21 protein-coding genes are annotated in these 24,105 nt (G+C 66.0%); 9 read left to right on the plus strand and 12 right to left on the minus strand.

The window, feature by feature from the left end; all coding sequences use genetic code 11:
* The first annotated feature begins 1 nt into the window (after position 1).
* From AC5QPF_RS19835 to AC5QPF_RS19845, 3 genes are all read left to right on the plus strand, one after another.
* Positions 2-1,324, plus strand: coding sequence for an MFS transporter (locus AC5QPF_RS19835; RefSeq protein ID WP_494959509.1), 1,323 nt, complete (start codon positions 2-4; stop codon positions 1,322-1,324).
* A 23-nt stretch (positions 1,325-1,347) separates the two neighbouring features.
* Positions 1,348-2,637 (plus strand): OprD family outer membrane porin, encoded by a 1,290-nt coding sequence (locus AC5QPF_RS19840; RefSeq protein ID WP_494959510.1) that lies wholly within the window; start codon positions 1,348-1,350, stop codon positions 2,635-2,637.
* A gap of 89 nt (positions 2,638-2,726) precedes the next feature.
* A complete protein-coding gene (locus AC5QPF_RS19845; RefSeq protein ID WP_494959511.1) occupies positions 2,727-3,038 on the plus strand; it encodes a hypothetical protein in 312 nt (103 codons plus the stop codon).
* 53 nt (positions 3,039-3,091) lie between these two features.
* On the opposite strand, the gene glcC is transcribed toward AC5QPF_RS19845, so the two are convergent.
* Complete coding sequence (gene glcC / locus AC5QPF_RS19850) at positions 3,092-3,853, minus strand: transcriptional regulator GlcC (protein ID WP_494959512.1); 762 nt, start codon at positions 3,851-3,853, stop codon at positions 3,092-3,094.
* Positions 3,854-4,066: 213 nt separating this feature from the next.
* Between glcC and glcD the strand changes: the two genes are divergently transcribed.
* Genes glcD through AC5QPF_RS19875 form a run of 5 tightly spaced genes read left to right on the plus strand, consistent with a single transcriptional unit; the run spans position 4,067 to position 10,468 of the window.
* Complete coding sequence (gene glcD / locus AC5QPF_RS19855) at positions 4,067-5,566, plus strand: glycolate oxidase subunit GlcD (RefSeq protein ID WP_494959513.1); 1,500 nt, start codon at positions 4,067-4,069, stop codon at positions 5,564-5,566.
* On the plus strand, positions 5,566-6,618 hold the full coding sequence (gene glcE / locus AC5QPF_RS19860; RefSeq protein WP_494959514.1) for a glycolate oxidase subunit GlcE: 1,053 nt from the start codon (positions 5,566-5,568) through the stop codon (positions 6,616-6,618). The genes glcD and glcE overlap by 1 nt, the downstream gene beginning before the upstream one ends.
* 6 nt (positions 6,619-6,624) lie before the next feature.
* On the plus strand, positions 6,625-7,863 hold the full coding sequence (gene glcF / locus AC5QPF_RS19865) for a glycolate oxidase subunit GlcF (protein ID WP_494959515.1): 1,239 nt from the start codon (positions 6,625-6,627) through the stop codon (positions 7,861-7,863).
* On the plus strand, positions 7,853-8,251 hold the full coding sequence (locus AC5QPF_RS19870; RefSeq protein ID WP_494959516.1) for a heme-binding protein: 399 nt from the start codon (positions 7,853-7,855) through the stop codon (positions 8,249-8,251). Before glcF ends, AC5QPF_RS19870 begins: the two co-directional genes overlap by 11 nt.
* Before the next feature lie 27 nt (positions 8,252-8,278).
* Positions 8,279-10,468 (plus strand): malate synthase G, encoded by a 2,190-nt coding sequence (locus AC5QPF_RS19875; protein WP_494959517.1) that lies wholly within the window; start codon positions 8,279-8,281, stop codon positions 10,466-10,468.
* A gap of 110 nt (positions 10,469-10,578) precedes the next feature.
* Here the strand turns inward: AC5QPF_RS19875 and AC5QPF_RS19880 are convergent, their stop codons facing one another.
* The 10 genes from AC5QPF_RS19880 to treS all read right to left on the minus strand — a co-directional run bounded on the left by AC5QPF_RS19880 (position 10,579) and on the right by treS (position 21,625).
* Entirely contained in the window at positions 10,579-11,391 is an 813-nt protein-coding gene (locus tag AC5QPF_RS19880; RefSeq protein ID WP_494959518.1) for an aspartate dehydrogenase, read from the minus strand.
* Complete coding sequence (locus AC5QPF_RS19885; RefSeq protein ID WP_494959519.1) at positions 11,388-12,167, minus strand: alpha/beta fold hydrolase; 780 nt, start codon at positions 12,165-12,167, stop codon at positions 11,388-11,390. Before AC5QPF_RS19885 ends, AC5QPF_RS19880 begins: the two co-directional genes overlap by 4 nt.
* Positions 12,168-12,689, minus strand: coding sequence for a cupin domain-containing protein (locus tag AC5QPF_RS19890; protein WP_494959520.1), 522 nt, complete (start codon positions 12,687-12,689; stop codon positions 12,168-12,170).
* A 74-nt stretch (positions 12,690-12,763) separates the two neighbouring features.
* On the minus strand, positions 12,764-13,492 hold the full coding sequence (locus AC5QPF_RS19895) for a dienelactone hydrolase family protein (protein WP_494959521.1): 729 nt from the start codon (positions 13,490-13,492) through the stop codon (positions 12,764-12,766).
* Between the two features lie 281 nt (positions 13,493-13,773).
* On the minus strand, positions 13,774-14,808 hold the full coding sequence (locus AC5QPF_RS19900; protein WP_494959522.1) for a proline racemase family protein: 1,035 nt from the start codon (positions 14,806-14,808) through the stop codon (positions 13,774-13,776).
* Positions 14,809-14,851: 43 nt separating this feature from the next.
* On the minus strand, positions 14,852-16,339 hold the full coding sequence (locus AC5QPF_RS19905) for an aldehyde dehydrogenase family protein (protein WP_494959523.1): 1,488 nt from the start codon (positions 16,337-16,339) through the stop codon (positions 14,852-14,854).
* Between the two features lie 58 nt (positions 16,340-16,397).
* Positions 16,398-16,961 carry an NIPSNAP family protein gene (locus tag AC5QPF_RS19910; protein WP_494959524.1) on the minus strand — a complete coding sequence of 188 codons (564 nt, stop codon included), beginning with the start codon at positions 16,959-16,961 and terminating at the stop codon, positions 16,398-16,400.
* Between the two features lie 10 nt (positions 16,962-16,971).
* Complete coding sequence (locus AC5QPF_RS19915; protein WP_494959525.1) at positions 16,972-17,724, minus strand: SDR family oxidoreductase; 753 nt, start codon at positions 17,722-17,724, stop codon at positions 16,972-16,974.
* Between the two features lie 21 nt (positions 17,725-17,745).
* Positions 17,746-19,404, minus strand: a complete 1,659-nt coding sequence (locus AC5QPF_RS19920) for a choline dehydrogenase (RefSeq protein WP_494959526.1) — start codon at positions 19,402-19,404, stop codon at positions 17,746-17,748.
* Positions 19,405-19,558: 154 nt separating this feature from the next.
* Entirely contained in the window at positions 19,559-21,625 is a 2,067-nt protein-coding gene (gene treS / locus AC5QPF_RS19925) for a maltose alpha-D-glucosyltransferase (RefSeq protein WP_494959527.1), read from the minus strand.
* A 173-nt stretch (positions 21,626-21,798) separates the two neighbouring features.
* Here treS and AC5QPF_RS19930 point away from each other — a divergent pair, with 173 nt between their 5' ends.
* Entirely contained in the window at positions 21,799-22,830 is a 1,032-nt protein-coding gene (locus AC5QPF_RS19930) for a substrate-binding domain-containing protein (protein ID WP_494959528.1), read from the plus strand.
* On the opposite strand, the gene AC5QPF_RS19935 is transcribed toward AC5QPF_RS19930, so the two are convergent.
* Positions 22,796-24,007, minus strand: a complete 1,212-nt coding sequence (locus tag AC5QPF_RS19935; RefSeq protein ID WP_494959529.1) for an MFS transporter — start codon at positions 24,005-24,007, stop codon at positions 22,796-22,798. The genes AC5QPF_RS19930 and AC5QPF_RS19935 overlap by 35 nt on opposite strands.
* Between the last annotated feature and the right edge of the window lie 98 nt (positions 24,008-24,105).

Genomic DNA, 24,105 nt, shown 5'->3' on the forward strand with positions numbered 1-24,105 from the left:
CATGACCACGTCCTCGACGGCGCTGGACATCGACCACGCCCCTGCTGCCCGCATCAACGAACTGCTGCTGTACCGCCGTGTCGCCTGGCGCATCATGCCGCTGGCGATCATCTGCTTCCTGTTTTCCTATTTCGACCGCATCAACATCAGCTTCGCCAAGACCCAGATGCAAGCCGAGCTGGGCCTGAGCGACGCCGCCTACGGCCTGGCCGCGAGCATGTTCTTCATCGGCTACGTGCTGTTCGAAGTGCCCAGCAGCTGGGGCCTGAAGAAGTACGGCGCGCCGGCGTGGATCTGCCGGATCATGGTGTCCTGGGGCCTGGCCACCGCCGCCCTGGTGTTCGCCTACACCCAGTACACCCTGTACTTCCTGCGCTTTCTGATCGGCGTGATGGAAGCCGGCTTCGGCCCGGCGATCCTGTTCTACCTGGCCTGCTGGTTCCCCAAGCGTTACCTGGCGCGGATCAACGGCCTGTGGTTCCTCGCCGTGCCCCTGGCTGGCGCGGTGGGCTCCCCGGCCGCCGGGCTGATCCTTGGCCGGATGGACGGGCTGCTGGGCCTGGCCGGCTGGCACTGGCTGTTCCTGCTCTCCGGGTTGCCCTGCGTGCTGCTTGGCATCGCGGTGCTATGGAAGCTGGACAAGGACATCGACTCGGCACGCTGGCTCAGCAACGAAGAAAAGCAGCAGCTCAAGGACAACCTGCAGGCCGACCGCAAAAGTGGCGACAGCAATCACGGCGCGCTGTGGCGGGTGCTGCTGACCCGGGAAGTGGCGGTGTTCGCGCTGATCTACTTCGTGATCAAGAGCGCCAGCTACGGCCTGAATTTCTGGATGCCCAACCTGATCCAGATGTCCGGCGTGCACGACCTGCTCACCGTCGGCCTGCTCAGTGCCTCGCCCTATGTGGTGGCCTGCATCGGCATGCTGGTCGTCACCCGGCGCTCCGACCGCACCGGTGACCGCAAGAGCTACCTGCTCTGGTGCATGGTCGCCTCGGCTTTGGGCTATATCCTCGCCTGCAGCTTCTCGGGCAATCCGCTGGCGCTGATGCTGGCCCTGGTGCTCGCCACCGCCGGCACCTTCATTGCCATCCCGGTGTTCTGGACCATTCCCCAGTCGACCTTCTCCGGACTCGGCATCGCCACCGGTACCGCGGCGATCAACTCCCTGGGGCAACTGAGCGGCATCGTCTCCCCGGCCATGGTCGGCTTCGTCAACGACCTCACTGGCGTCAGCTACATGGGCATGCTTTCCATCGTCCCGCTGATCCTTGCCAGCGTGCTGCTGATCGCGTTGTTCGTGAAGAATCCGGCGAAAGCCTGAGCCCGACCCCACAGGTAAAAACAATGACAAGAACTACCTATCGCCTGGCTCGCGCCATGGGCGCCGGGCTCGGCTGCGCCGTGTTCGCGGCCAGTGCCTCGGCCGACTTCATCGACGATGGCAAGGGCAAGCTGGAACTGCGCAACTTCTACTTCAGCCGGGATTTTCGCGATGGTTTTCCCAGCCAGTCGAAACGCGAAGAATGGGCCCAGGGCTTCATCCTCAACTGGCAGTCGGGCTTTACCCCGGGGCCGGTGGGCTTGGGCCTGGATGCCGTGGGCATGCTCGGGGTGAAGCTGGATTCGAGCCCGGACCGTTCCGGCACCGGCCTGCTGCCGCGCAACGCCGACAACCGCGCCGAGGACGACTACGCCAAGGCCCTGCTCACCGCCAAGCTGCGCATCGGCAAGACCGAGCTGCGCTATGGCGGGCTCAACCCGGTGCTGCCACTGCTGGCCTCGAACAACAGCCGGCTGCTGCCGCAGTACTTCGAGGGCGGGCAACTGACCTCCCGCGACCTGGGGAACTTCACCGTCCATTTCGGCCGGGTCGACAAGGTCAAGCAGCGCGACTCGGCGGACTCCGAGGACCTGGGCACCATGGCCCAGGTCGGCAGCTGGTCCACCGCCGTGCACAGCGACAGCTACCGTTATGGCGGCGTCGACTGGCAGCCGTTCGCCGACCTGACCCTCAGCGCCCATGCCAGCGACCTGGAGGACTTCTACCGACGTACCTACCTCGGGATGAAGTACGCCGTGCCGCTGGGGCCGGGCAAGGCCTTCAGCGAGATCCGTCACTTCACCGCGCGCGAGTCCGGCGCGGCGCGGATCGGCGAGGTGGACAACCGGGTGATCAGCAGCAACTTCGGCTACCAGCTGGGTGGACATCGGGTCAGCGGGGGTTACCAGAAGGTTTCCGGCGACACGGCCTATGCCTACCTCGGCGGCACCGACACCTACCTGTTCAGCGAGCAGCAGGCCTACACCTTCTCCCTGCAGGACGAGCGGGCCTGGCATGCGCGGTACGACTATGAATTCGCAGCGCTGGGGATTCCGGGGCTGACCTTTACCTTGCGCTATGTGAAGGGCGACCAGGTGGATGTCGCCCGTGTTTCCACGCGCAAGGCCGCGCTGTTGCGGGCGGCGGGCGAGGACGGGCATGAGTGGGAACGGACTACGGACCTGGCTTATGTGGTGCAGAGTGGACCGCTGAAGAACCTCGGGCTGCGTTGGCGCAATGCCACGGCGCGGTCGAGTCTGCAGGATGGGGTGGATGAAAATCGGATCATCGTCAGTTACGAAATAGGCTTCTGAAGGGGAACATTTCCCGAGGCAGGCAGCCTCGCAGGCGACTAGCCTGATCGCCAGCTTCAGGAAGGCGACCGGACGAGAGGTAAAAGACTATGAGAACCGCTGATCAACCGCTGGTCGATGCAGAAGGTGAGGTCAGGGAACTGACCAGCGCTGATTTCAAGCGTGCGCGCAAGGCATCCGAGGCACTCCCTCTCGGCTTGCAGGTAAAGCTCGGAATCCGCGATGCCGAATCGAACCCGGTCAAGGAAACCGCTCACGCGAAACGCCGTGCATTGGGCGAATCGAGCAAAGGTTTCGAGAAAGTAGCGGCAAAGGTTGCCAGGGATTTCGAGGAAGAAGTGAAAAACGCAACTGACGCGCTGGCCTTCAGCGCTTGTAAAACGCCGTCGCGGGCCCACTGACAGGTGGCACATTGAACCAAAGGCGACCATCGGTCGCCTTTTTTGCAGCCCAGCTACCCCCACCCCTCCAACCGCATCGTCGCCCGCACCAGCCGCTGCTCCTCCTGCTCGATCTCCCGCAGATTGTCGCGAATGCTGTGGATATGCTCCCGCGCCGCACGCTGCGCCTGCTCCGGCAACTGCTCCATCACCGCGTGATACAGCTTGCTGTGCTGCCGGTCGATCTGGCGTTTCTGCGCCGGACGGCAATACAGGTTGTTCACCGAGGCGAACACCGTGCTCAACATCAGCTCATTGAGCCCCTGCAACGTATGCACCAGCACCGGGTTGTGCGAGGCCTCGCTGATCGCCCGGTGAAACGCGTGATCCAGCCGCGCCTGCTCACGGGCATCCTGGGCCTGCGGGTCCTCATGGAAAGCCACCATCTCGTCGAAACGGCGCTTGATCAGCAACCGATCCACATCGGTGGCACGCAACGCCGCCAGCCGCGCCGACTCACCCTCCAGCAGCGCACGCACTTCCAGCAGGTCGAACAGGGTCCGCGGCTGCGAGCTGAACAGGTGCATCAGCGGCGTGGCGTCCTCGGCCCGGTTCAGGTCGGCGACATAGGAGCCTCGCCCATGCTCGGTCTCGACGATGCCCCGCCCGCGCAGCACCCGCAGCCCTTCGCGCAAGGCCGAGCGCGAACAACCGAGCTTTTCCACCAGCCGCCGCTCCGACGGCAGCGCCTGCCCGACCTTGAGCACGCCATCGACGATCAGTTTCTCGATCCGCGCGGCCACCTGGTCGGCAATCTGGGTCTTGGCTTCGCCCATCGGAACACTCCTTTCAACTGGTAGGACCAGTTGGAAATTCGATGCTGACTTGTGCCCCGAGTGTATCGGCGAAATCCACCGTATAGCCACCTTCACCGATGAATCCCGGCAAAAACTGGTAGGACCAGTTATCCCGCCTATCGACGCCACACCACCCCGCGCGCAGTCTGGGCAGCGTTCAGCCCAACAACAAGAAACGGACGTCCGAGCCCGATGAACATCCTCTACGACGAGCGCGTCGATGGCGCGCTGCCTGCGGTCGACAAGGCCAAGGTGCTGGCGCAACTGCGCCAGGCCCTGCCCGACCTGGAAATCCTCCATCGCGCCGAAGACCTGCGCCCCTACGAGTGCGACGGCCTCTCCGCCTACCGCGTGATGCCGCTGCTGGTGGTCCTGCCGGAGCGCATCGAACAGGTGCAGACCCTGCTCAGGCTGTGCCATGCCAACCAGGTCCCGGTGGTCGCCCGCGGTGCCGGCACCGGCCTGTCCGGCGGCGCCCTGCCCCTGGAAAAAGGCATCCTGCTGGTGATGGCGCGCTTCAACCAGATCATCGAGATCAACCCCCAGGGCCGCTTCGCCCGGGTCCAGCCCGGCGTGCGCAACCTGGCGATCTCTCAGGCGGCGGCGCCCCACGGCCTGTACTACGCCCCCGATCCCTCGTCGCAGATCGCCTGCTCCATCGGCGGCAATGTCGCCGAGAACGCCGGTGGCGTGCACTGCCTGAAATACGGCCTGACCGTGCACAACCTGCTGCGGGTGGACATCCTCACCGTCGAGGGCGAGCACCTGACCCTCGGCAGCGATGCCCTGGACGCGCCGGGCTTCGACCTGCTGGCCCTGTTCACCGGCTCCGAAGGCATGCTCGGTATCGTCACCGAGGTCACCGTCAAGCTGCTGCCCAAGCCGCAGGTGGCGCGGGTGCTGCTGGCCAGCTTCGACTCGGTGGAAGCCGCCGGGCGCGCAGTGGCCGATATCATCGGCGCCGGCATCATTCCCGGCGGCCTGGAGATGATGGACAACCTGTCGATCCGCGCCGCCGAAGACTTCATCCACGCCGGCTACCCGGTGGACGCCGCCGCCATGCTCCTCTGCGAGCTGGACGGCGTCGAGGCCGATGTGCGCGAGGACTGCGAGCGGGTCGAGGCCGTGCTGAAGCAGGCCGGCGCCACCGAGGTGCGCCTGGCCCGCGACGAGGCCGAGCGCGTGCGTTTCTGGGCCGGACGCAAGAATGCCTTCCCGGCGGTCGGGCGGATTTCCCCGGACTACTACTGCATGGACGGCACCATCCCCCGGCGCGAACTGCCGGCGGTGCTGCGTGGCATCGAGGAGCTGTCGCGGGAATTCGGCCTGCGGGTGGCCAACGTGTTCCATGCCGGCGACGGCAACATGCACCCGCTGATCCTCTTCGATGCCAACCAGCCGGGCGAGCTGGAGCGCGCCGAAGCCCTGGGCGCGCGAATCCTCGAACTGTGTGTGGCGGTGGGCGGCAGCATCACCGGCGAGCACGGCGTCGGCCGGGAGAAGATCAACCAGATGTGCGCCCAGTTCAGCAGCGAGGAAATCACCCTGTTCCACGCGGTGAAGCACGCCTTCGATCCCGCCGGCCTGCTCAATCCGGGCAAGAACATTCCCACCCTGCACCGCTGCGCCGAGTTCGGCTCGATGCATGTCCACCAGGGAAAACTGCCCTTCCCGGAACTGGAGCGCTTCTGATGAACAGCGATCACGATCACAGCGCCGCCCTGCTGGAGCAGGTCAACCAGGCCATCAATGAGAACATCCCGCTGCGCATCCAGGGCGGCAACAGCAAGGCCATGCTGGGTCGCCCGGTGGCCGGCGAAGTGCTGGACACCCGCGCCCACCGTGGCATCGTCAGCTACGACCCCACCGAGCTGGTGCTCACCGCCCGGGCCGGCACGCCGCTGGCGGAAATCGAGGCAGCCCTCGATGCCCGGGGCCAGCGGCTGCCCTTCGAACCACCACACTTCGGTGACGGCGCTACCCTCGGCGGCGCCATCGCCAGCGGCCTGTCCGGTCCGCGGCGTCCATGGTCCGGCTCGGCCCGCGACCATGTGCTCGGCACCCGGGTCATCACCGGCCACGGCCAGTTGCTGCGCTTTGGCGGCGAGGTGATGAAGAACGTCGCCGGCTACGACCTGTCGCGCCTGCTGGCCGGCAGCTTCGGCTGCCTGGGGCTGCTTGTGGAAGTCTCGCTGAAGGTGCTGCCGAAACCGCGTACCTGCGTCAGCCTGAGGCTGGACATGGACGCCGCTACCGCGCTCTGCGAACTGGCGGAATGGGGCCAGCAACCACTGCCCATCAGCGCCGCCTGTCATGACGGCGATGCCCTGCACCTGCGCCTGGAAGGCGGCGAAGGCTCGGTGAAGTCCGCCTGCCAGCGGCTCGGCGGCGAACCTGTCGACAGCAGCTACTGGACCCGGCTGCGCGAACTGCACCTGCCGTTCTTCGCCAGCGACCAGCCGCTATGGCGCCTGTCCGTACCCAACGACACGCCGCCGCTGGAGATTCCCGGCCAGCAGTTGCTGGACTGGGCCGGGGCGCAACGCTGGTTGCTGTCCGACGCCCCAGCCGAAGACATCCGCCAAGCCGTGAGCGCCGTCGGCGGCCATGCCACCTGCTACGGCCAGCACGACATGCCGTTCCAACCCTTGCCGCCCCTGCTGCTGCGCTACCACCAGAGTCTGAAGAAACAGCTCGATCCCCAGCGCATCTTCAACCCTGGCCGACTCTACGCGGAGGTCTGAGACGTCATGCAAACCCATCTGAGCGAACAGGCCCGCAGCCTGCCCCGCGCCGAGGAAGCCGAGCGCATCCTGCGCTCCTGCGTGCACTGCGGCTTCTGCACCGCCACCTGCCCTACCTACCAGTTGCTGGGCGACGAGCTGGACGGCCCGCGCGGGCGCATCTACCTGATCAAGCAAGTGCTCGAAGGCCAGGACGTAACGGCCAGTACCCGCGAGCACCTGGACCGCTGCCTGTCCTGCCGCAACTGCGAAACCACCTGCCCGTCCGGGGTGGAGTACCACAACCTGCTGGATATCGGGCGGGCGGTGGTCGAGGAACAGGTGCCCCGCGGGCTGGGCGAACGCCTGCTGCGGGAAAGCCTGCGCGCCGTGGTCTCGCGCCCGGCGCTGTTCAAGGCCCTGAGCCGCACGGGCCAGGTCTTCCGCCCGCTGCTGCCACAGATGCTCAAGGCCAAGCTGCCGCGCCATGCACCGCAGGCCAAGGCGCGTCCGGCCAGTCGCCATGCGCGCAAGGTGCTGATGCTCGAAGGCTGCGTGCAGCCGTCGCTGTCACCCAATACCAATGCGGCCGCGGCACGGGTGCTCGATCGCCTGGGGATCTCCGTGGTCGCGGCGCGGGAAGCCGGTTGCTGCGGTGCCGTGGACTATCACCTGAATGCCCAGGAACAAGGCCTGGAACGGGCCCGGCGCAATATCGACGCCTGGTGGCCGGCGATCGAGGCCGGTGCCGAGGCCATCGTGCAGACCGCCAGCGGCTGCGGCGCCTTCGTCCGCGACTACGGCCATCTGCTGGAGAACGATCCAGACTATGCGGTGAAGGCGGCACGGGTCAGCGCCCTGAGCCGGGACCTTTCCCAGGTGCTGGACGCCGAACCCTTGGAGTCCCTCGGAATTCACGCCGAACGCCGCCTGGCCTTCCATTGCCCGTGCACCCTGCAACATGCGCTGAAGCTCGGCGGCGCCGTGGAAGCCATCCTCGGCCGCCTCGGCTTCAGCCTCACCAATGTGCCTGACGGCCACCTCTGCTGCGGCTCGGCCGGCACCTACTCGCTGACCCAGCCCGAGCTGTCACGGCGCCTGCGGGACAACCGCCTCAACGCGCTGGAGAGCGGCAACCCGGAAATCATCGTCACCGCCAATATCGGCTGCCAGACCCACCTCGACGGCGCCGGGCGCACGCCCGTGCGGCACTGGATCGAGCTGGTCGAAGAAGCCCTTGCCCAGGAGCAACCCCATGCAACGTAAAGCCGTACTGGAACACAGCGATGTCACCCGCCTGCTCGCCGCCGCCCGCGAGGAAGCACTGCGCAACGGCTGGAACATCAGCGTGGCGATCGTCGACGACGGCGGCCACCCGCTGGCCCTGGAACGCCTCGACGGCTGCGCGCCGATCAGCGCCTACATCGCCACCGAGAAAGCCCGCTCCGCCGCCCTTGGCCGGCGCGAGACCAAGGGCTACGAGGACATGGTCAACGGCGGGCGCACGGCCTTCGTCAGTGCGCCATTGCTGACCTCGCTGGAAGGCGGCGTACCGGTGCTGGTGGATGGCCAGGTAGTCGGTGCGGTGGGCGTGTCCGGGGTGAAGTCGGAACAGGATGCACAGGTGGCCGCGGTCGGCGCGGCAGCCCTTTGAATGAACAGTCTTGAAGGAGAATCCAAGTTGACCCAGCGTACCCAGTGCCACCACTTGCAGGTGGCAGAAAACCTCAAGCGCTTCATCGAGGATGAAGCATTGCCCGGCACCGGGGTGTCGGCCGACGCCTTCTGGCAGGGCCTGGACAGCCTGGTGCATGACCTGGCGCCGGAGAACCGTGCCCTGCTGGCCGAGCGGGACCGCCTGCAAGGCCAGCTGGATGAGTGGCACCGCAAGCATCCGGGGCCGGTCACCGACCTGCCCGCCTACACCGCCTTCCTCGAAGACATCGGCTACCTGCTGCCCCAGCCCGCCGAGGTGCGGGTCGGCACTGCCAATGTCGACCACGAGATCACCACCCAGGCCGGGCCGCAGCTGGTGGTGCCGGTGATGAACGCCCGCTATGCGCTGAACGCCGCCAATGCGCGTTGGGGTTCGTTGTACGACGCGCTGTATGGCACCGATGTCATCGGCGAGGACGATGGCGCGCAGAAAACCGCCGGCTACAACCCGGTGCGTGGCGTCCGGGTCGTGGCCTGGGCCCGAGCGTTCCTCGACGATAGCTTCCCCCTCGAAGGCGCCTCCCACACCGAGGCCCGGTCTTATCGGGTGGTGGACGGCACAGTCCAGGTGGCGCTGGCCAACGGCTCCGTCACAGGGTTGGCCAACGCCGGTCAGTTTGCCGGTCACCAGGGCGATGCCCAGGCCCCCACCGCGATCCTCCTGAAAAACCACGCCCTGCATGTCGAGATCCAGGTCGACCGCACCAGCCCGATCGGCGCCAGCGACCCGGCCGGGGTCAAGGACCTGCTGGTGGAATCGGCGATCACCACCATCATGGACTGCGAGGACTCGGTGGCGGCGGTGGATGCCGACGACAAGGTGCTGGTCTACCGCAACTGGCTGGGGCTGATGAAGGGCGGCCTGAGCGAGCAGGTCAGCAAGGGCGGCAAGGCGTTTTCCCGCACCCTGAATCCGGATCGCCGCTACGTCGGGCGGGACGGCGGCGAGCTGGTCCTGCCGGGTCGCTCGCTGCTGTTCGTGCGCAATGTCGGCCACCTGATGAGCAATCCCGCGATCCTCGACCAGGACGGCCGCGAGATTCCCGAAGGCATCCTCGATGCCGTGGTCACCAGCCTGGCCGCGATGCATGACCTGCAGCGCCAGGGCAACTCCCGCGCCGGCAGCGTCTATATCGTCAAGCCGAAGATGCATGGCCCGCGGGAAGTGGCGTTCGCCAACACGCTCTTCGGCCGCGTGGAAGACCTGCTCGGCCTGCCGCGGCACACGCTGAAGATGGGCATCATGGACGAGGAGCGGCGCACCAGCGTCAACCTCAAGGCCTGCATCGCCGAGGCGGCGCAGCGAGTGGTGTTCATCAACACCGGCTTCCTCGACCGCACCGGCGACGAGATGCACAGCGCCATGGAGGCCGGAGCCATGCTGCGCAAGGGCGATATGAAGGGCTGCGCGTGGATCCAGGCCTACGAGCGCAACAACATGCTGGTGGGCCTGGCCTGTGGCCTGCGTGGGCGGGCGCAGATCGGCAAGGGCATGTGGGCCATGCCGGACCTGATGGCGGCGATGCTGGAGCAGAAGATCGCCCATCCCAAGGCCGGGGCCAACACCGCGTGGGTACCCTCGCCAACGGCCGCGACCCTGCATGCCCTGCACTATCACCAGGTGGATGTGCAGGCGGTCCAGGCGGGGCTGGAGGCCATCGACTTGGAACAGGAGCGGCCGGCGCTGCTGCGGGATCTGCTGAGCGTGCCGGTGAGTGCATCGCGGGGCTGGAGCGACAGCGAGATCCAGGCCGAGCTGGACAACAACTGCCAGGGCATCCTCGGCTATGTGGTGCGCTGGGTGGAGCAAGGGGTGGGCTGTTCCAAGGTGCCGGATATCCATGATGTCGGCCTGATGGAAGACCGCGCGACCCTGCGCATTTCGGCGCAGCATGTGGCCAACTGGCTGCACCATGGCGTGGTGGAGACGGCGCGGGTGCGCGAGACGCTGGAGCGCATGGCGGCGGTGGTGGACCAGCAGAATGCCGCGGACCCGGCGTACCGGCCGATGGCGCCGGGGTTCGGGGAGTCCCATGCGTTCCGGGCGGCCTGTGACCTGGTATTCAAGGGGCGCGAGCAGCCGAGCGGGTATACCGAGCCATTGCTGCATGGGTGGCGGTTGCGGTTCAAGGAGGAGATTGGCGGGATCGGCTGATTGCTGTACTGCCCTTGGCGGCGTCATCGCTGACCAACCAGCGATGACGCCCTCAAAACCAACAAAAAACCGGAGCTTCCCGGCTCCGGTCACACTCATCTCCCCCCCTCTCAGAACACCGTGGTCAGCACCTGCTTGCTCACCGCCTCTTCGATGCTCAAGGCTGCCAGCCAGGAGGTCTTCACGTTGTCCGGCAGCGGGTTGTTGGCCAGCCAGATGCCCAGTTCGCCGAACGCCCCCTTGACCTTGACCTCGTGGATGTTCTTCGCCACCGTCGGGTCCGCCACCAGCTCGACCCGGGTTGCCTCGAAGCCGACGCCGGACAGCGCCACCGCCGCCGTGACGTTGGCATTCTTGGGAAACTTCAGCGAAGCCTCTGCCGCCGTGCCGCGGAAGATGGTGGTCGGTACCGTGATCCCGGCCAGGTCGAACTCCGTCTCCGCCGGCGTTCCCGCCCAGGCCTGCGGCGGCTTGCGCCCGGTATAGAGCACCTCGTCCAGTCCTGCGGCACGGGCCGAGCGCATGGCATCCAGGCCACCGATGGCCCCCGAGACCAGGATCAGCCGCGCACCACCCGCTTCTGCTGCCGTCTCCAGGTCCTTGGCCAGCGCCTTGTCCGCCAGGGCGCCGATGGAGGCGATGACCACGTCCACGCCCGCCTGCAGCAAGGGCGGCACCACCTGCACCACCGCGCCGTGGCCGGCGCACTCGATCACCAGGTCGGGTTTCCAGTCCAGCAGGCCCTGGACATCGCTGAACAGCGCGATCCCGTGCTCGCTGGCAAAACCGGTCGAGGCGGCGGACGGATCGATGGCTGCATAGGCCGCCTGCGGCAGGTGCTCGCGTTGCAGGGCGCCGAGGACGCGCTTGCCGATCGCGCCGAGGCCGATCAGGCCGACGCGCTTGATGTGCTTGGTGCTCATGCTTGTGACTCCCAGAAGGTACGCAGCAGGGATGTGTAGGCGCAGGTGCGGGTGACCGGGGCGAAATGGCCGCCGCTCAGCTCGACCAGGCGGGCACCGGGGATCAGCCCGGCCAACTCCTGCGAATGGTGGAACGGGATGACGAAGTCGTCTTCGGCGCCGATGACGCAGGCCGGCAGTTCGAGCCGCGACAATTCCTCGCGGCGGCTGTAGTTCTGCAGCATGTCCATGCGCGCCTGGGTCATCCCGACATCGACGGTGGACGGCGCGGCATAGTCCAGCGCCTGGTCGACGGCGAAATGCTCGCCATACCAGGACGAGGGATAGGCCACCAGACGGGTCATGGCGTTGTAGGCGGTACCGCCCAGTTGGCCGAGGACGAACTGGCGATAGGCGAAGAAATCGCGGAAGCGCTTGTCCGGCCGGGCCCAGCCACTGCTGAGGACGATGCTGCACACCCGCCCGGGGTGATCCAGGGCCATGGACTGGGTCACCAGCGAGCCGGTGGAATGCCCGACCAGATGCGCACGCTCGACACCATGGGCATCGAGCACCGCGAGCAAAGCCTCGACGATGCCGGGAATGGTCGGCGCACCAACGATTTCGCTCTGGCCGACACCCGGGTGATCGAAGGTCAATACACGGTAGTCACCGGCCAGTTGCTCGACGACGGGCTCCCAGAACGCACCGAGACCGCCCAGGCCGGAAACCAGCACGACCGCATCGCCCGTGCCGCGCGCCTGCGAGTAGATAGTCTTGCCCATGGTGTCGATCACTCAGCTCTTGGTGTAGGCGAACACGCCGCTGGCTTCGATCTGCTCGATGTTGGCCGGTCGCTCGAACGGCTCCGGCGCAGGCTCGCCATGGGTGCGCGGGCGACCGACATCGCGGAAGAAGTCTTCCAGCCCGCTCGGGTTCATGAACCACACCCAGTGCAGGTCGACATCACCGGTGTTGGTGAAGGTGTGCGAGTTGTGCTCGCCGAGGAACAGGGTCACCCCCGGTTCCAGCTTGTATTCCTTGCCATCGACGATGGCGCTGCCGGTACCGGAGATGAAATGCAGCACTTCCTCGTTGGTGGAATGGGCGTGCTCGCGCACCCGGCCACCCGGCGGCATCATCTGCGTGCCTACGGAGAAGTTGCGGTTCATCTTGAACAGGTTCGGCGACACCGCCACCGAGACATAACCGTTGGCCGGCTTGGGCTGCCAATAGCTGGCCTCGGTCTCGCGGGTGACGTAGACCAGGGTGCCTTTCCGGGGCGCGTTCTCGTGTTCGTTCACTGCCGGGTTACTCATGATTGTTCCTCTTGTTCAAACCAATGCAGGGTGGGTACGACAGGTTTAGTAATCGTTTACATCCCCAGGCATGCCTAAAGTGGCTCATGCAGGCCGCGCGGCCCATCGCCAAGCAGGCAGTCACCGAGGAACCACAGGGTCGAGGCCTTGGCACTCAAGGCTGCGGCCATGGACCAGGCCGGACGCCGGGAACAGGCAAAGCCATGACCGACGCCCTGGTGAATTTCGAGGGACACCTCGCCGCTACGGGCCATCAAGGGCTGCAGCAGGCGGACCTCGGCCAGGTCGATCAACTGGTCGTCGCTGGCGAAGTGGAACAGGTACGGGCAGGCCAGGCGCTCGATGCGCTGCACGGTCTCGGCGATGCCGCCGGGGTAGTAGCTGACCCCGGCGCTGAGGCGCGGATGCTCGCCCAGCTCATAGGCCAGCTTGCCGCCCATGCAGTAGCCGACCACGCCGAGGCGGCCGTTCACCTGGGACAGGTCGCCGAGGACATCCAGCGCAACAGCCAGATCCGTCCGGGCCTGGGCGATATCCAGTGCCTGGTAGTACCCACGGGCCTGAGCCGTGCCGGCCGGGTCATAGGCCAGGTCGACGCGGCGCTGCTGGCGCCAGAACACATCCGGGGCCAGGACCACGAAGCCCTCGGCGGCGAACTGTTCGGCCAGGTCGCGGATGTGGCCGTTGACGCCCCAGATTTCCTGCAGCAGCAACAGGCCGGGGCCCGAACCGCCTTGCGGCAAGGCCAGGTAACCGGAGAACCCCTCCAGCCCTGCTCCCTGAATGTCGATCCATTGGCCCATGGTGACTCCTGAAAAAAATCCGCCCGTGTGGCCAGGCGGAGAGGAAGGAAAGCGTTAAAAATGCCCGCCGCGGGGCGGGCCAGGGTGAATTGCCTAACGAAGCCAGGTCGCTGGCAGGCATTGCGAGTGGGTGACCAAACCCGGCAAGGGCCTGCCAAGGCCCGGGCAAAATCAATGTAATCGATTACATTACATTGCGTCAATCGATCCTTTTACGACGGTGATTCGTGGTTGATGCCCATTGGGGCTCGCGAAGGGCTGCAAAGCAGCCCTCGACCCGCCTACGGATTCTTGCGCCAGGTATCGCTCAACGTATACCCCGTCGGGAACGGATCATCCGGATCGAGCACGTACTGATGGAACCCGGTAAGAAACGCCTGCCCGGTGATGGTCGGGCGAATTCCCGGCTGGCCGCCCACGGTCAGGGTCTCGGCGATCTCGCCGATGAACTCGGTGCCGAGGATCGACTCATGCACCAGCTTCTCGCCGACCTTGACCTGCCCCCGTGCATGCATCACTGCCAGCCGCGCGCTGGTGCCGGTGCCGCAGGGCGAACGGTCCATGCGCCCCGGCGACACCACCACGCCGTTGCGCGAGCGCTTGCCCAGCGGATCGTCGCGCACCGGGCCGGCGAACAGGGTCTGGTTGATGGTGTGGATCTCCGGCTGCTCGGGATGCACCGCCGGCAACTGCTCGGCGGCGGCGGCCTTGATCTGCTCGCCGACCTCGACCAGGTCGGCGGCCTCGTCAGGCAGGATGCCGAAGCCCAGGGCCTGGGCATCGGCCAGCACGTAGATCATGCCGCCATAGGCCACGTCCACCTTGAGGCTGCCAAGCCCCGGGACCTCGATGAACTGGTCCAGGCCGAAGACGAAGCACGGCACGTTGGCGAACTTCACCCCCGTGACCTTGCCGTCACGGCACTGCGCCTCGACCCGTACCAGTCCGCCCGGTGCCTCCAGGGTCAGGCGGGTGACCGGCTCGACCATCGGAATCATCCCGGTTTCCAGGAGCACGGTGACCGTGCAGATGGTGTTGCTGCCGGACATCGGCGGGTAGAACTCGGACTCCATGATGACAAAACCGGCATCCGCCTCCGGGTGGTTCGACGGCAGCACCAGGTTGACGCACTGGGTCACGCTGCCGCGAGGCTCCTGGAGGATCAGCTTGCGCAGGTCATCGCCGAGGGTTTCCAGGTACTTCATCTTGTCGAACATGGTCTGTCCGGGAACGTCGAGCACGCCGCCGGTGATCACGTCGTTGCGCTCGCCGGCGACATGGGCGCCGACCACATTGACCATTCGCTTGAATTTCATAGGGCGTTCTTCTTGTTGGATTCGGGTTTCAGCAAGGCTGCGCTCAACCCAGGGTATTTGGCAGTACCGGAGTCCGCGCTCCCAGCTTGATGAAGGTCGACTTGGTCTCCATGAACTCACGCAAGCCGTCCACCCCGTTCTCGCGGCCGTAGCCACTCTGCTTGAACCCGCCGAACGGCAACTGCGGCGAGGTTTCCAGGTAGGTGTTGACGAACACGGTACCGCTTTGCAGCTTCTGCGACACCCGGATCGCCTTGTCCACATCCTTGGTCCACAGGCCGTTGCCCAGACCGTAGTCGGTGTCGTTGGCCAGCGCCACGGCTTCCTCGACCGTCTTGAAGGTGGTCACGGTGAGCACCGGGCCAAAGATTTCCTCGCGGAAGATACGGTGCTCAGGCTTCACCCCGGTGAACAGGGTCGGGCCGACGAAGTAGCCGTTCTCCAGGCCGTTGCCGGTCAGACGCTCGCCACCCAGGACCAGGCGCGCGCCCTCCTGCTTGCCGATCTCGATGTAGTTCAGCACGCTTTCCAGGTGCTGCGCATGGATCAACGCGCCGATCTGCGTCTCGGCCTGCAACGGCAGCCCCACCACCACGCGGCGGGCACGTTCCACCAGTTTCTCGACGAAATCATCGGCCACCGATTCCTCGATCAGCAGACGGGTGCCCGCCACGCACTCTTCGCCCTGGTTGAGGATCACGCCGAACAGCACGCCGTCCAGCGCAGCGTCCAGGTCGGCATCGGCGAATACCACGTTGGCGGCCTTGCCACCCAGTTCCAGCGCGACGCGGGTCAGGTCCGCAGCGGCAGTAGCGGCGATCTGCTTGCCGACCCGGGTAGAGCCGGTGAACGAGACCATCGCCACATCAGGGTGGCGGGTCAGGCGCTCGCCGACCTCGGCACCGGTCCCGGTGACCACGTTGATCAGCCCCGCCGGGAAACCGGCTTCGGTGGCCAGGCGGGCGATCTCAAGGGCAGTGCCGGAGGTCAGCTCGGAAGGCTTGATCACCACCGGGCAACCGGCCGCCAGCGCGTAGGGCAGCTTCTGGAACAGGCAGACCAGCGGAAAGTTCCACGGCACGATCAGGCCGACCACGCCGCGGGCTTCGTGGGTGACCAGGCCGAGTTTGTCCTCGCCCAGGTGGCTGTAGGCCTCACCCTGGATGTTCCAGGCCAGGGACGCCGCGTAGCGGGTCAGCTCGGCGGACCAGAGCACCTCGCCGCGGGCATAGGTGATCGGCTTGCCGACTTCTTCCGCCTCGATCAGCGCCAGACGCTCGGCGTCACGCTCGATCAGGTCGGCCAGCTTGCCCAGCAGCTTGGCCCGCTCGGAACCAGGCACCGACGACCACGCCGCCGAATCGTGCAGGCTCTTGGCCGCCGCCACGGCGACATCGACGTCGGCAGCGGTGCCGGCGGCGAAGCTCGCCAGCAGCGCGCCATGGGCTGGCGAGTGCCGCTCGACCCGTTGACCGGCGATCGGCGCCCGGACCGCGCCATTGATCCAGTGCTCGTACTGACGAACGCTCATATGTGCTACCTCATTATTCGATGTATACGTTTACATTGCCGACCGGCAAAAATACCGGTCAGGCGGGAATGGCCAACGGCTGCAGGCGGCGGGTCTCGATCTCTACCGCGGCGCTCAGGGCCAGCAGCGGTGCCTCGTCGGTCGAGGTCATCACCACCACCTGGTTGGGATCAGCGAACTCCGTGGCCCACAGGCCGCACAAGCGCTCGCGGGCCACGCCTTCGACCGCGGCGATCTGCTGGATCACCCCGGCGGCTTTGCCGGTTGGACAACGATAGCTGTGCAGGTAGCGCACGGCGTCGAGTCCGCCCGCGCCCTCCTCCAGCTTCGGCACCAGCACCTGGAGAAACTGCTGGCTGACATGCCGGCCGGCCTGGGGCAGGAAGCCTTCACGCCAGTCGTCGACCTTGAGCAGTTCGCCGCGCAGATGGGCGCGGGCGTCCAGCGACTCATAGCGCCACAGATGACGGAAATTCACGCTGTCGCCGATGCGCTCGTACCACAGTCCGCGCAGCTCGCCGAAATCGTTGCCGCGAATCGGCAGACAGCGTCCCGTGAACAACGCCCAGTACTGCTCCCAGGCATCGAGGGTAAAACGGTAGTGCCGCAGCTCGTCGATCATGCTCGGCTCCTCACCAGGCGGTATAGCCGCCGTCGACGGTGAACATGCCACCGGTGGCGAAGCTGGAATCGCCGGAGGCGAGGAACAGGATCATGTTGGCGATATCGATCGGCTCGCCCATCTTGTTCAGCGGCGAACGGGCTTCCAGGCCTTTCTTGAACGCCACCGGATCCGCGACCGTCTCGAATATCTTGTCGTAGTAACTGGAAGCGATCACCCCAGGCGCCACGCTGTTCACCCGCACGCCTTCGAGGGCATGGTCCAGGGCCATGGCGCGGGTCAGCGCGGCCACGCCGCCCTTGGCCGCGACATAGGCAGCGCGGTCCTTGATGCCGACCACGGAGATGGTCGAGGCCAGGTTGACCACCGACCCGCCACCGCGCCGGACGATCTCCGGGATGGCGTACTTGGAGCACAGGAACACCCCTTTCAAATTCACGTCGACCACCTGGTCCCAGGTGTCTTCGTCCAGGGTCACCACGGTGCCGAGGGTGCCGAAGCCGGCGTTGTTGACCAGGATGTCGAGGCCGCCGAAGCGGGCGACCGTGGCCTCGACCATGGCGCGGACCTGAGCGGCGTCGGCGACGTCCACCTGCACGGCGATGGCCGCCTCGCCCAGTTCGTCGGCGACCTTGCTGGCCAGTTCGATATTGCGGTCGGCGATCACCACCCTGGCGCCTTCCTGGACGAACAGCCGGGCGGTGGCCTCGCCGATGCCGGCGCCAGCGCCGGTGATCAGGGCTACTTGGTTCTTCAGTTTCATTGCGGTTTTCCTTTCAGTGAGTCAGGCGGGCACGTAGTACTGGGCCTTGGCCCCGGGCAGTGCATGCTTGCCGCGAATGTCGTCGGCGATCTTCTCGGCCATCATGATGATCGGCGCGTTGAGGTTGCCGCTGACGATCTCCGGCATGATCGAGGCGTCCACCACCCGCAGGTTGTCGAGGCCGTGCACGCGAGCGCTGGCGTCCACCACGCTGGTGGCCGGGTCGACGCCCATGCGGCAGGTGCACGACGGGTGGTAGTTGGTCCCGGCCAGCTGGCGCAGGGTGGCGAGGATGTCGGCGTCGGACTGCACGGCGGCTCCGGGAGTGACTTCCTCGCCGCGATAGGGATCCCAGGCGGCCTGGGACACCACGTTGCGGATCGCCCGCACGGCGGCAATGGCGTCTTCCTGGTCTTGCTGGGTAGAGAGGAAGTTGAAGCAGAATTTCGGTGCGGCCAGCGGGTCCTTAGAGCCCAGCCAGACCCGTCCGGTGCTGGTCGGACGCATGAGGCTGAAGAAGTACTGGAAGCCGTTCTCCAGCTTGACGCTGCCGTGCTGGAACTCGCCGAGCATGGGGATGAACTCGAACTGCACGTTGGGCACCTTGAGTTCCGGGCGGGTGCGGATGAAGGCACCGACCTCGAAGAAGTTGGTCGCACCCAGGCCCTTGCGGAACAGGGTCCACAGCGCACCGAGCTTGAGCTTGCCGAGCGGCGTCAGTTGCTTGGCGATGGACACGTTCTGCGTGGCGCGGTACTGCACCGGCGCGGCGATATGGTCCTTGAGGCCCTGGCCCACCGCGGGCAGGTCGGCGATGCAGGGAATGCCGAACTGCGCCAGGTGCTCAGCGTCACCGATACCGGACAGCATCAGCAGGTGCGGCGAGTGGATGGCACCGGCGCAGAGGATGACCTCGGTCTTGATGTCCACCACTTCCGGGCTGCCATTGCGCACGAAGTGCACTTTCGCCGCACGCTTGTCCTTGAACTCGATGCGGGTGACCTGGGCGCGGTCGCAGACATGCAGGTTGTCGCGACCGCGATTCGGGTGGATATAGGCCTGGGAGGTGCTCCAGCGGATACCCTTGTGCACGTTGCGCTGGGTGATGTGCACGCCTTCCTGACGGTAGCCGTTGTGGTCCTTCACATGGGGATAGCCGGCCTGCACCCCGGCGGCGAGGAAGGCCTTGTACAGCGGGTTGTTCGCCGCGCAGGTCTGGATGTGCATGGGGCCGCTGTCGCCGCGATAGTCATCGCCGCCCTGGTCGAAGGTCTCCGCCTTGCGGAAGTACGGCAGGCAGTCCTTGTAGCTCCAGCCCTTGAGGCCCATGGCTTCCCAGTTGTCGTAGTCCCACGGGTTGCCACGTACCCAGTTCATGCCGTTGATCGACGACGAGCCACCCAGCACCCGGCCGCGCGCCTCGTAGATGGTACGGCCACCCAACTCCGCCTCGGGCTCGGAATGCAGGTACCAGTTGAACTTGTCGTCCATGAGCGGAAAGCCCAGGGCGGCGGGCATCTGGATGTAGATGCTCTTGTCGGAAGGTCCCGCCTCAAGCATCAGCACGCTGCGCTGCGGGTCCTCGGAAAGTCGGCCCGCCAGCACGCTCCCGGCCGAGCCGGATCCGATCACGACGTAGTCGTAAGCTTTGTGGGTAGTACGGCCGTTTATGTCACGCATGTCGCTCACCTGAATCGTCAAGAAGTGGTGCGTTGCTGTAATCGTTTACAAGCGCAGGCAAAGCATACATAACCGTCCATGGGTCCGCTAGTGCCGCGTGGCGCTTTTGATCGGTATAAATCTGATTGGGGCCGCTTTGCGGCCCTCCAAGAGCTCAGACATGCCCGGTGCTGCTGACGATGCGCAGCGACAGGGCCTCGAAGGGATCGAGGTTGATCAGCAGACGCCCGTCCTCGTGCAGGTCGCCTTCCAGTGTCTCGCTGAGCATGTCCACCACCGGGCCGGGACTGAAGCCCTCCAGGATGATTTCCTCGGCAACCGGCTCGCGGCTGAAGTTGAGCGCCGTCAGTTGCGTACCCTTCCCCGCCGGCAGTTCGTGGACCATCACCAGCAATCCCGGGTTCTGCACCTCGGGCACCAGCACCTGGCGACTTGAAGCGATACCGTAGGCCTGACGCACGGCCAGGACTTTTTTCACCTGGCTGGCGAAGGAGCCGGGTTGCTGCAACTGGTGGGTCAGGCTGCCGTACAGCGAGCGCGCACGCGGCATGCCGCGCAGTGACCGACTGGCCTCTGGCGCCAGGTCCACCAGATCGTAGCCGCCGCGATGGATCCAGCGCGTATCACCGTCGAGCATGCGCTCGGCCACCTCCTCGGCCGCCAGCGGCAGCGCGCCCACCAGGTCCCACCCGGACAGCGCGACCACTCCCGGCTGCATCGCGTTGTAGATCACCAGCAAGAGGTGGATCTTCTGGATCAGGGCCAGCTCTTCGGCGCTGATCTGCGCCAGGTCGCGGATGCCCAGGGCTGCAGTGATGATGCTCACGGTGGTGCAGGACACGCCGTTGGTGACGAAACGCAGGTTGTACGGCGCATGCTCACCGGACAGGCGCTCGTACATTTCCTCGCGGATATGCTCGCGCAGGATGCTGCCGGGGAAGGTCTGGCCCTTGTAGAGGAACATGTCGTTGGCGTGCAGGGTCCAGAAATGCACCAGTTCGAGGGTCAGCTCGTCATGGTTTTGCAGGGCATGGATCAGCGACGCCGGGTCGATGCCGAAGCGCTGCATCTCGCCCAGCATCAGGCGCAGGAAGCTGGTATCGCCGGTGAGCAGCGCGTGCTGGTAGGCCGGGCGGGTGACGAAGTCATAGGACAGGTCGGCGCCGCCCCTGGACATCTGCGCAATATCGTCGAGGGTCAGGTTCAACTCCTGGAAGCTGAAGGCCCCGGCCTTGCGGATCATGCTACCGAGCAGCTGGTTGCCGGTCAGGGAAAGCGGGTGACTTTCCGACCAGGCGGTGTCGTTGGCACGTATCTCCACGCCGAGGAAGCCATTGGCGTCCAGGCGCAGGCCACGGGCGCCGAGGCAGTCGATGGCATGCAGGGCGTCGCCGATGATCAGTTGCTGGGCGGCGAAGGTCGGATCGAGCCAGTTCAGCGACGGCTGGCCCTCCTTGAAATAGTGCAGGTAGACCCAGCGCCGGGTCTTGCCGTCCACGCCGGTGATGGGCGCGGTGGCGCTCCAGTCGGTCTCCTTGACTCCGGGCTCGAAGAAGATCACCCGCTGCAACTGGCCGACGATGTAGTGGCGCAGCTTGAGCTCGTCGCACTGCGCCGGGCTCAGGTTGACCGCATCACGACCGTCCGTCACCTCCGGCAACAGGCCCCAGTCTTCCTCGCGGATCTCGACCATGTGGTAGATGCCGGGATAGTCCTCGTGGGCCAGTTCCGCCAGGCGGAAGTCGGCGCCCTTGCCGGTGTGGGAGGGAATCGAGTCGTCGATGGTCACCGCGTTGTGCGCCGCGGCCATGCGGCTCAGGTGGACCAGTTGCTGCTCGCTGCCGTAGAGCGGGTCGATATCGAGGCTGATGCGGTCGAAGTTGCCATCGATGCTCGGGGTGAAGGCTTCGCCGCGGATGCCGCCGGAGCGCTTGATCGGGCCGGTATGGATGCCCTGTATGCCCAGCTCCGAGAGCCCTTTCCACAAGGCTTCGGCACCGAGGGCGTCGAGTACCGAGGCATCCTCGGGGGCGATGATCGAATCCGGGTACACCGTCAGCCAGGCCGAGGCGATCTCGATGGCCCTTCGCGGCCGCGCCTCGGCATAGGGGTTCTGCCACAGGCGCGACTGGCCGGCATAGCTCTTGGCCCGGTCACGAGCCGCCTTGAGCATCGAGTGGTCCACCAGCCATTGCACGTACCGCGGATCTGGAGCCGTCATCATCACCTCCCTTCGACGTCTGGTCGTTGCTGACTCTGACGCTGCGCGGACGCAAACGTTCTACCGATGAGCATGACGGGAAAGCCTCGGAAAAGCCGGCGGTAATCGTTATCATGCGCCATCCGCGCCGGGAGCCTTCCGCCCCACGCAGGGATCACCGGAGAGGGAAAAGCGTGTCCAGCACTACGAAAACAGCAGGTCGGGTCAAGGTCACCGATGTCGCCAAGGCGGCCGGCGTCTCGGTGGCGACGGTGTCGCGCAGCTTCAACCTGCCAACCCACGTGCGCGACGATGTGCGCGAGAAGGTCCTGGCCATCGCCGCCAGGCTGGGCTACAGCCCCAACCCCGCAGCCAAGGCCCTGCGGCTGCAGAAGACCAACCTGATCGGGGCGATCATCCCCACCCTCGACCACGCCATCTACGCGACCATGGTCAAGAGCTTCCAGGACAAGCTGGCCGAGTACGGCTACGTGGTCTACGTGCTCAGTTGCGGCTTCGACGCCGGCTCGATCTTCGACAAGGTCAAGCTCCTGGTGGAGCGCGGCGTGGAGGGCTTGCTGATCGTCGGCGAAGTGGCCGACCCGGCGCTGAAGAAGTACCTGCAAGAGTCGCGCATGCCAGTGATCTGCACCTACTCCTACCTCAAGGACGACGACTTCCCCTTCATCGGCTTCGACAACTACCAGGCCACCCGCCAGTTGGTGGAATACCTGCTGGGCCTGGGCCACCGCCAGTTCGCCATGCTGACCGGGCCGATGCAGGGCAACGACCGCCAGCAGGCGCGCTACCGCGCCTATGTCGACACCCTCGGCGAATTCCGCGAGAAGTGCAGCGGGGTCAAGTACGAAAGCGAGGGTGGCTACACCATCGAGTTCGGCGAACGCACGATGCGGCGCATCCGCCTGGAACACCCCGAGGTCACCGCCGTGATCTGCAACAGCGACGTGATCGCCTTCGGCGTGCTCTCCGCCTGCAAGAAACTCCAGCTCGACGTGCCCCGGGAGATCTCGGTGGTGGGCTACGACAACCTGGAGTTCGCCGAATACCTCGAACCACCGCTGACTACCCTGGCCATCCCCGCCGGCGAGATGGGCGTGCGCAGCGCCGAAGCGCTGATCGCCAATCTCAAGCATGGCAACGAGATTCGCCCGGTACTGCTGGGCACTCAGCTCATGGTGCGGCAGTCGAGCCAGTCACCGGGTTGAACAGGCCGCCCGGCGCCAGCCGCTGACCACGGACTTTGCGCCAGTGGCTGGCCATCAGCACGGCGAAGGCCGCCAGGGGCACCAGCAGTGCCAGCTTCAAGCCGAAGGTCCCGGACAGCAGGCCGATTACCGGAGGCGCCAGGAGAAAGCCGGTGTAGCCCAGGGTGCCGTTCATTGCCAGGCCCAGCCCCGGCGCGCCGGGAAACGCCCGGCTGGCCTGGCTGTAGAGCAGCGGGGTCATGTTCGACAGCCCGAGGCCGATCAGCACGAAGCCGAGTATCGCGGTCCCCGGCAACGGCACCAGCAGGATCAGCACCACCCCCAGGGCCCCGACGGCCGCAGACAGGGTCAGCACCCGGTCCGGTCCGCAGCGCCGGATCAGGACATCGCCAGCCAGGCGCCCGAGGGCCATGGCGAAGCTGAAGGCGCCGAAGGCGAAAGCAGCGAGGGTCGCCGGGGCCTGACTGACCTCGGTGAGGTAGAGGGAACTCCAGTCGATCACCGTGCGCTCGATGAACAGGGCGAGGAAGGTCAGGCCGGCGATGCACAGCAGGGCACGATTGGGCCAGGCGAAGCTCCTCGCCGGCCGGCCTGGAACCCCTGGCACGCATGGCCTCAGGTCACCCAGCCAGGGCGCCGCGATCAAGGTCACCAGCGCGGTGAAGCCCGCCGAAAGCAGCAGGCATTGCACCAGGCCCAGGTGGCTGGACAACAGCGTCGCCACCGCCGACGCCCCTGCCAGGCCGCCGATGCTGAACAGCGCGTGGAACGACGACATCAGCGGCCGGCCCTTGTGCGCTTCCACCAGTGACCCGTGGGTATTCATCGCCACGTCGAGGATGCTGTTGGCAAGGCCCAGGGCGAAGATCGCCCCGGCCAGGGTCCAGGCCGAGGTGGCCAGGCCGCACAACGGCAGTACCGCCGCCACCAGCGAGCCGCCGAGCAGCACTGCGCGGCGGCTGCCGATGCGGGTCACCAGGGCCCCCGCCAGGCACATCATCAACATGGTGCCGGCGGCGAAGGCGCTGAGGGCCATGCCCAACTCCGCGTCGGTCAGTTGCAGGGCCTGTTTCATCCCCGGGATATTGGTCGCCCAGATGGCCAGAACCGCGCCATTGCTGAAGAAGACCGCCGATGTCGCCACGCGTGCGCGGCTTGATTGTTGTTGTTGTGACACATCTACCTCTCTTACTACCTACGACTGCAAGCGAAACCGTGGTGCGCATCGGAGCAGCAGGAAGCGTTCCAGGGGTGATACCGCTGGTCTTGCGGTGA

Source organism: Pseudomonas sp. Con_6, from assembly GCF_059379395.1.

Bases quoted from the DNA above. Each gene is read 5' to 3' on its own strand.
- AC5QPF_RS19835 (WP_494959509.1), top strand. From the start codon at position 2: ATGACCACGTCCTCGACGGCGCTGGACATCGACCACGCCCCTGCTGCC.
- AC5QPF_RS19840 (WP_494959510.1), top strand. From the start codon at position 1,348: ATGACAAGAACTACCTATCGCCTGGCTCGCGCCATGGGCGCCGGGCTC.
- AC5QPF_RS19845 (WP_494959511.1), top strand. From the start codon at position 2,727: ATGAGAACCGCTGATCAACCGCTGGTCGATGCAGAAGGTGAGGTCAGG.
- glcC (WP_494959512.1), bottom strand. From the start codon at position 3,853: ATGGGCGAAGCCAAGACCCAGATTGCCGACCAGGTGGCCGCGCGGATC.
- glcD (WP_494959513.1), top strand. From the start codon at position 4,067: ATGAACATCCTCTACGACGAGCGCGTCGATGGCGCGCTGCCTGCGGTC.
- glcE (WP_494959514.1), top strand. From the start codon at position 5,566: ATGAACAGCGATCACGATCACAGCGCCGCCCTGCTGGAGCAGGTCAAC.
- glcF (WP_494959515.1), top strand. From the start codon at position 6,625: ATGCAAACCCATCTGAGCGAACAGGCCCGCAGCCTGCCCCGCGCCGAG.
- AC5QPF_RS19870 (WP_494959516.1), top strand. From the start codon at position 7,853: ATGCAACGTAAAGCCGTACTGGAACACAGCGATGTCACCCGCCTGCTC.
- AC5QPF_RS19880 (WP_494959518.1), bottom strand. From the start codon at position 11,391: ATGAGCACCAAGCACATCAAGCGCGTCGGCCTGATCGGCCTCGGCGCG.
- AC5QPF_RS19890 (WP_494959520.1), bottom strand. From the start codon at position 12,689: ATGAGTAACCCGGCAGTGAACGAACACGAGAACGCGCCCCGGAAAGGC.
- AC5QPF_RS19895 (WP_494959521.1), bottom strand. From the start codon at position 13,492: ATGGGCCAATGGATCGACATTCAGGGAGCAGGGCTGGAGGGGTTCTCC.
- AC5QPF_RS19900 (WP_494959522.1), bottom strand. From the start codon at position 14,808: ATGAAATTCAAGCGAATGGTCAATGTGGTCGGCGCCCATGTCGCCGGC.
- AC5QPF_RS19905 (WP_494959523.1), bottom strand. From the start codon at position 16,339: ATGAGCGTTCGTCAGTACGAGCACTGGATCAATGGCGCGGTCCGGGCG.
- AC5QPF_RS19910 (WP_494959524.1), bottom strand. From the start codon at position 16,961: ATGATCGACGAGCTGCGGCACTACCGTTTTACCCTCGATGCCTGGGAG.
- AC5QPF_RS19915 (WP_494959525.1), bottom strand. From the start codon at position 17,724: ATGAAACTGAAGAACCAAGTAGCCCTGATCACCGGCGCTGGCGCCGGC.
- AC5QPF_RS19920 (WP_494959526.1), bottom strand. From the start codon at position 19,404: ATGCGTGACATAAACGGCCGTACTACCCACAAAGCTTACGACTACGTC.
- treS (WP_494959527.1), bottom strand. From the start codon at position 21,625: ATGACGGCTCCAGATCCGCGGTACGTGCAATGGCTGGTGGACCACTCG.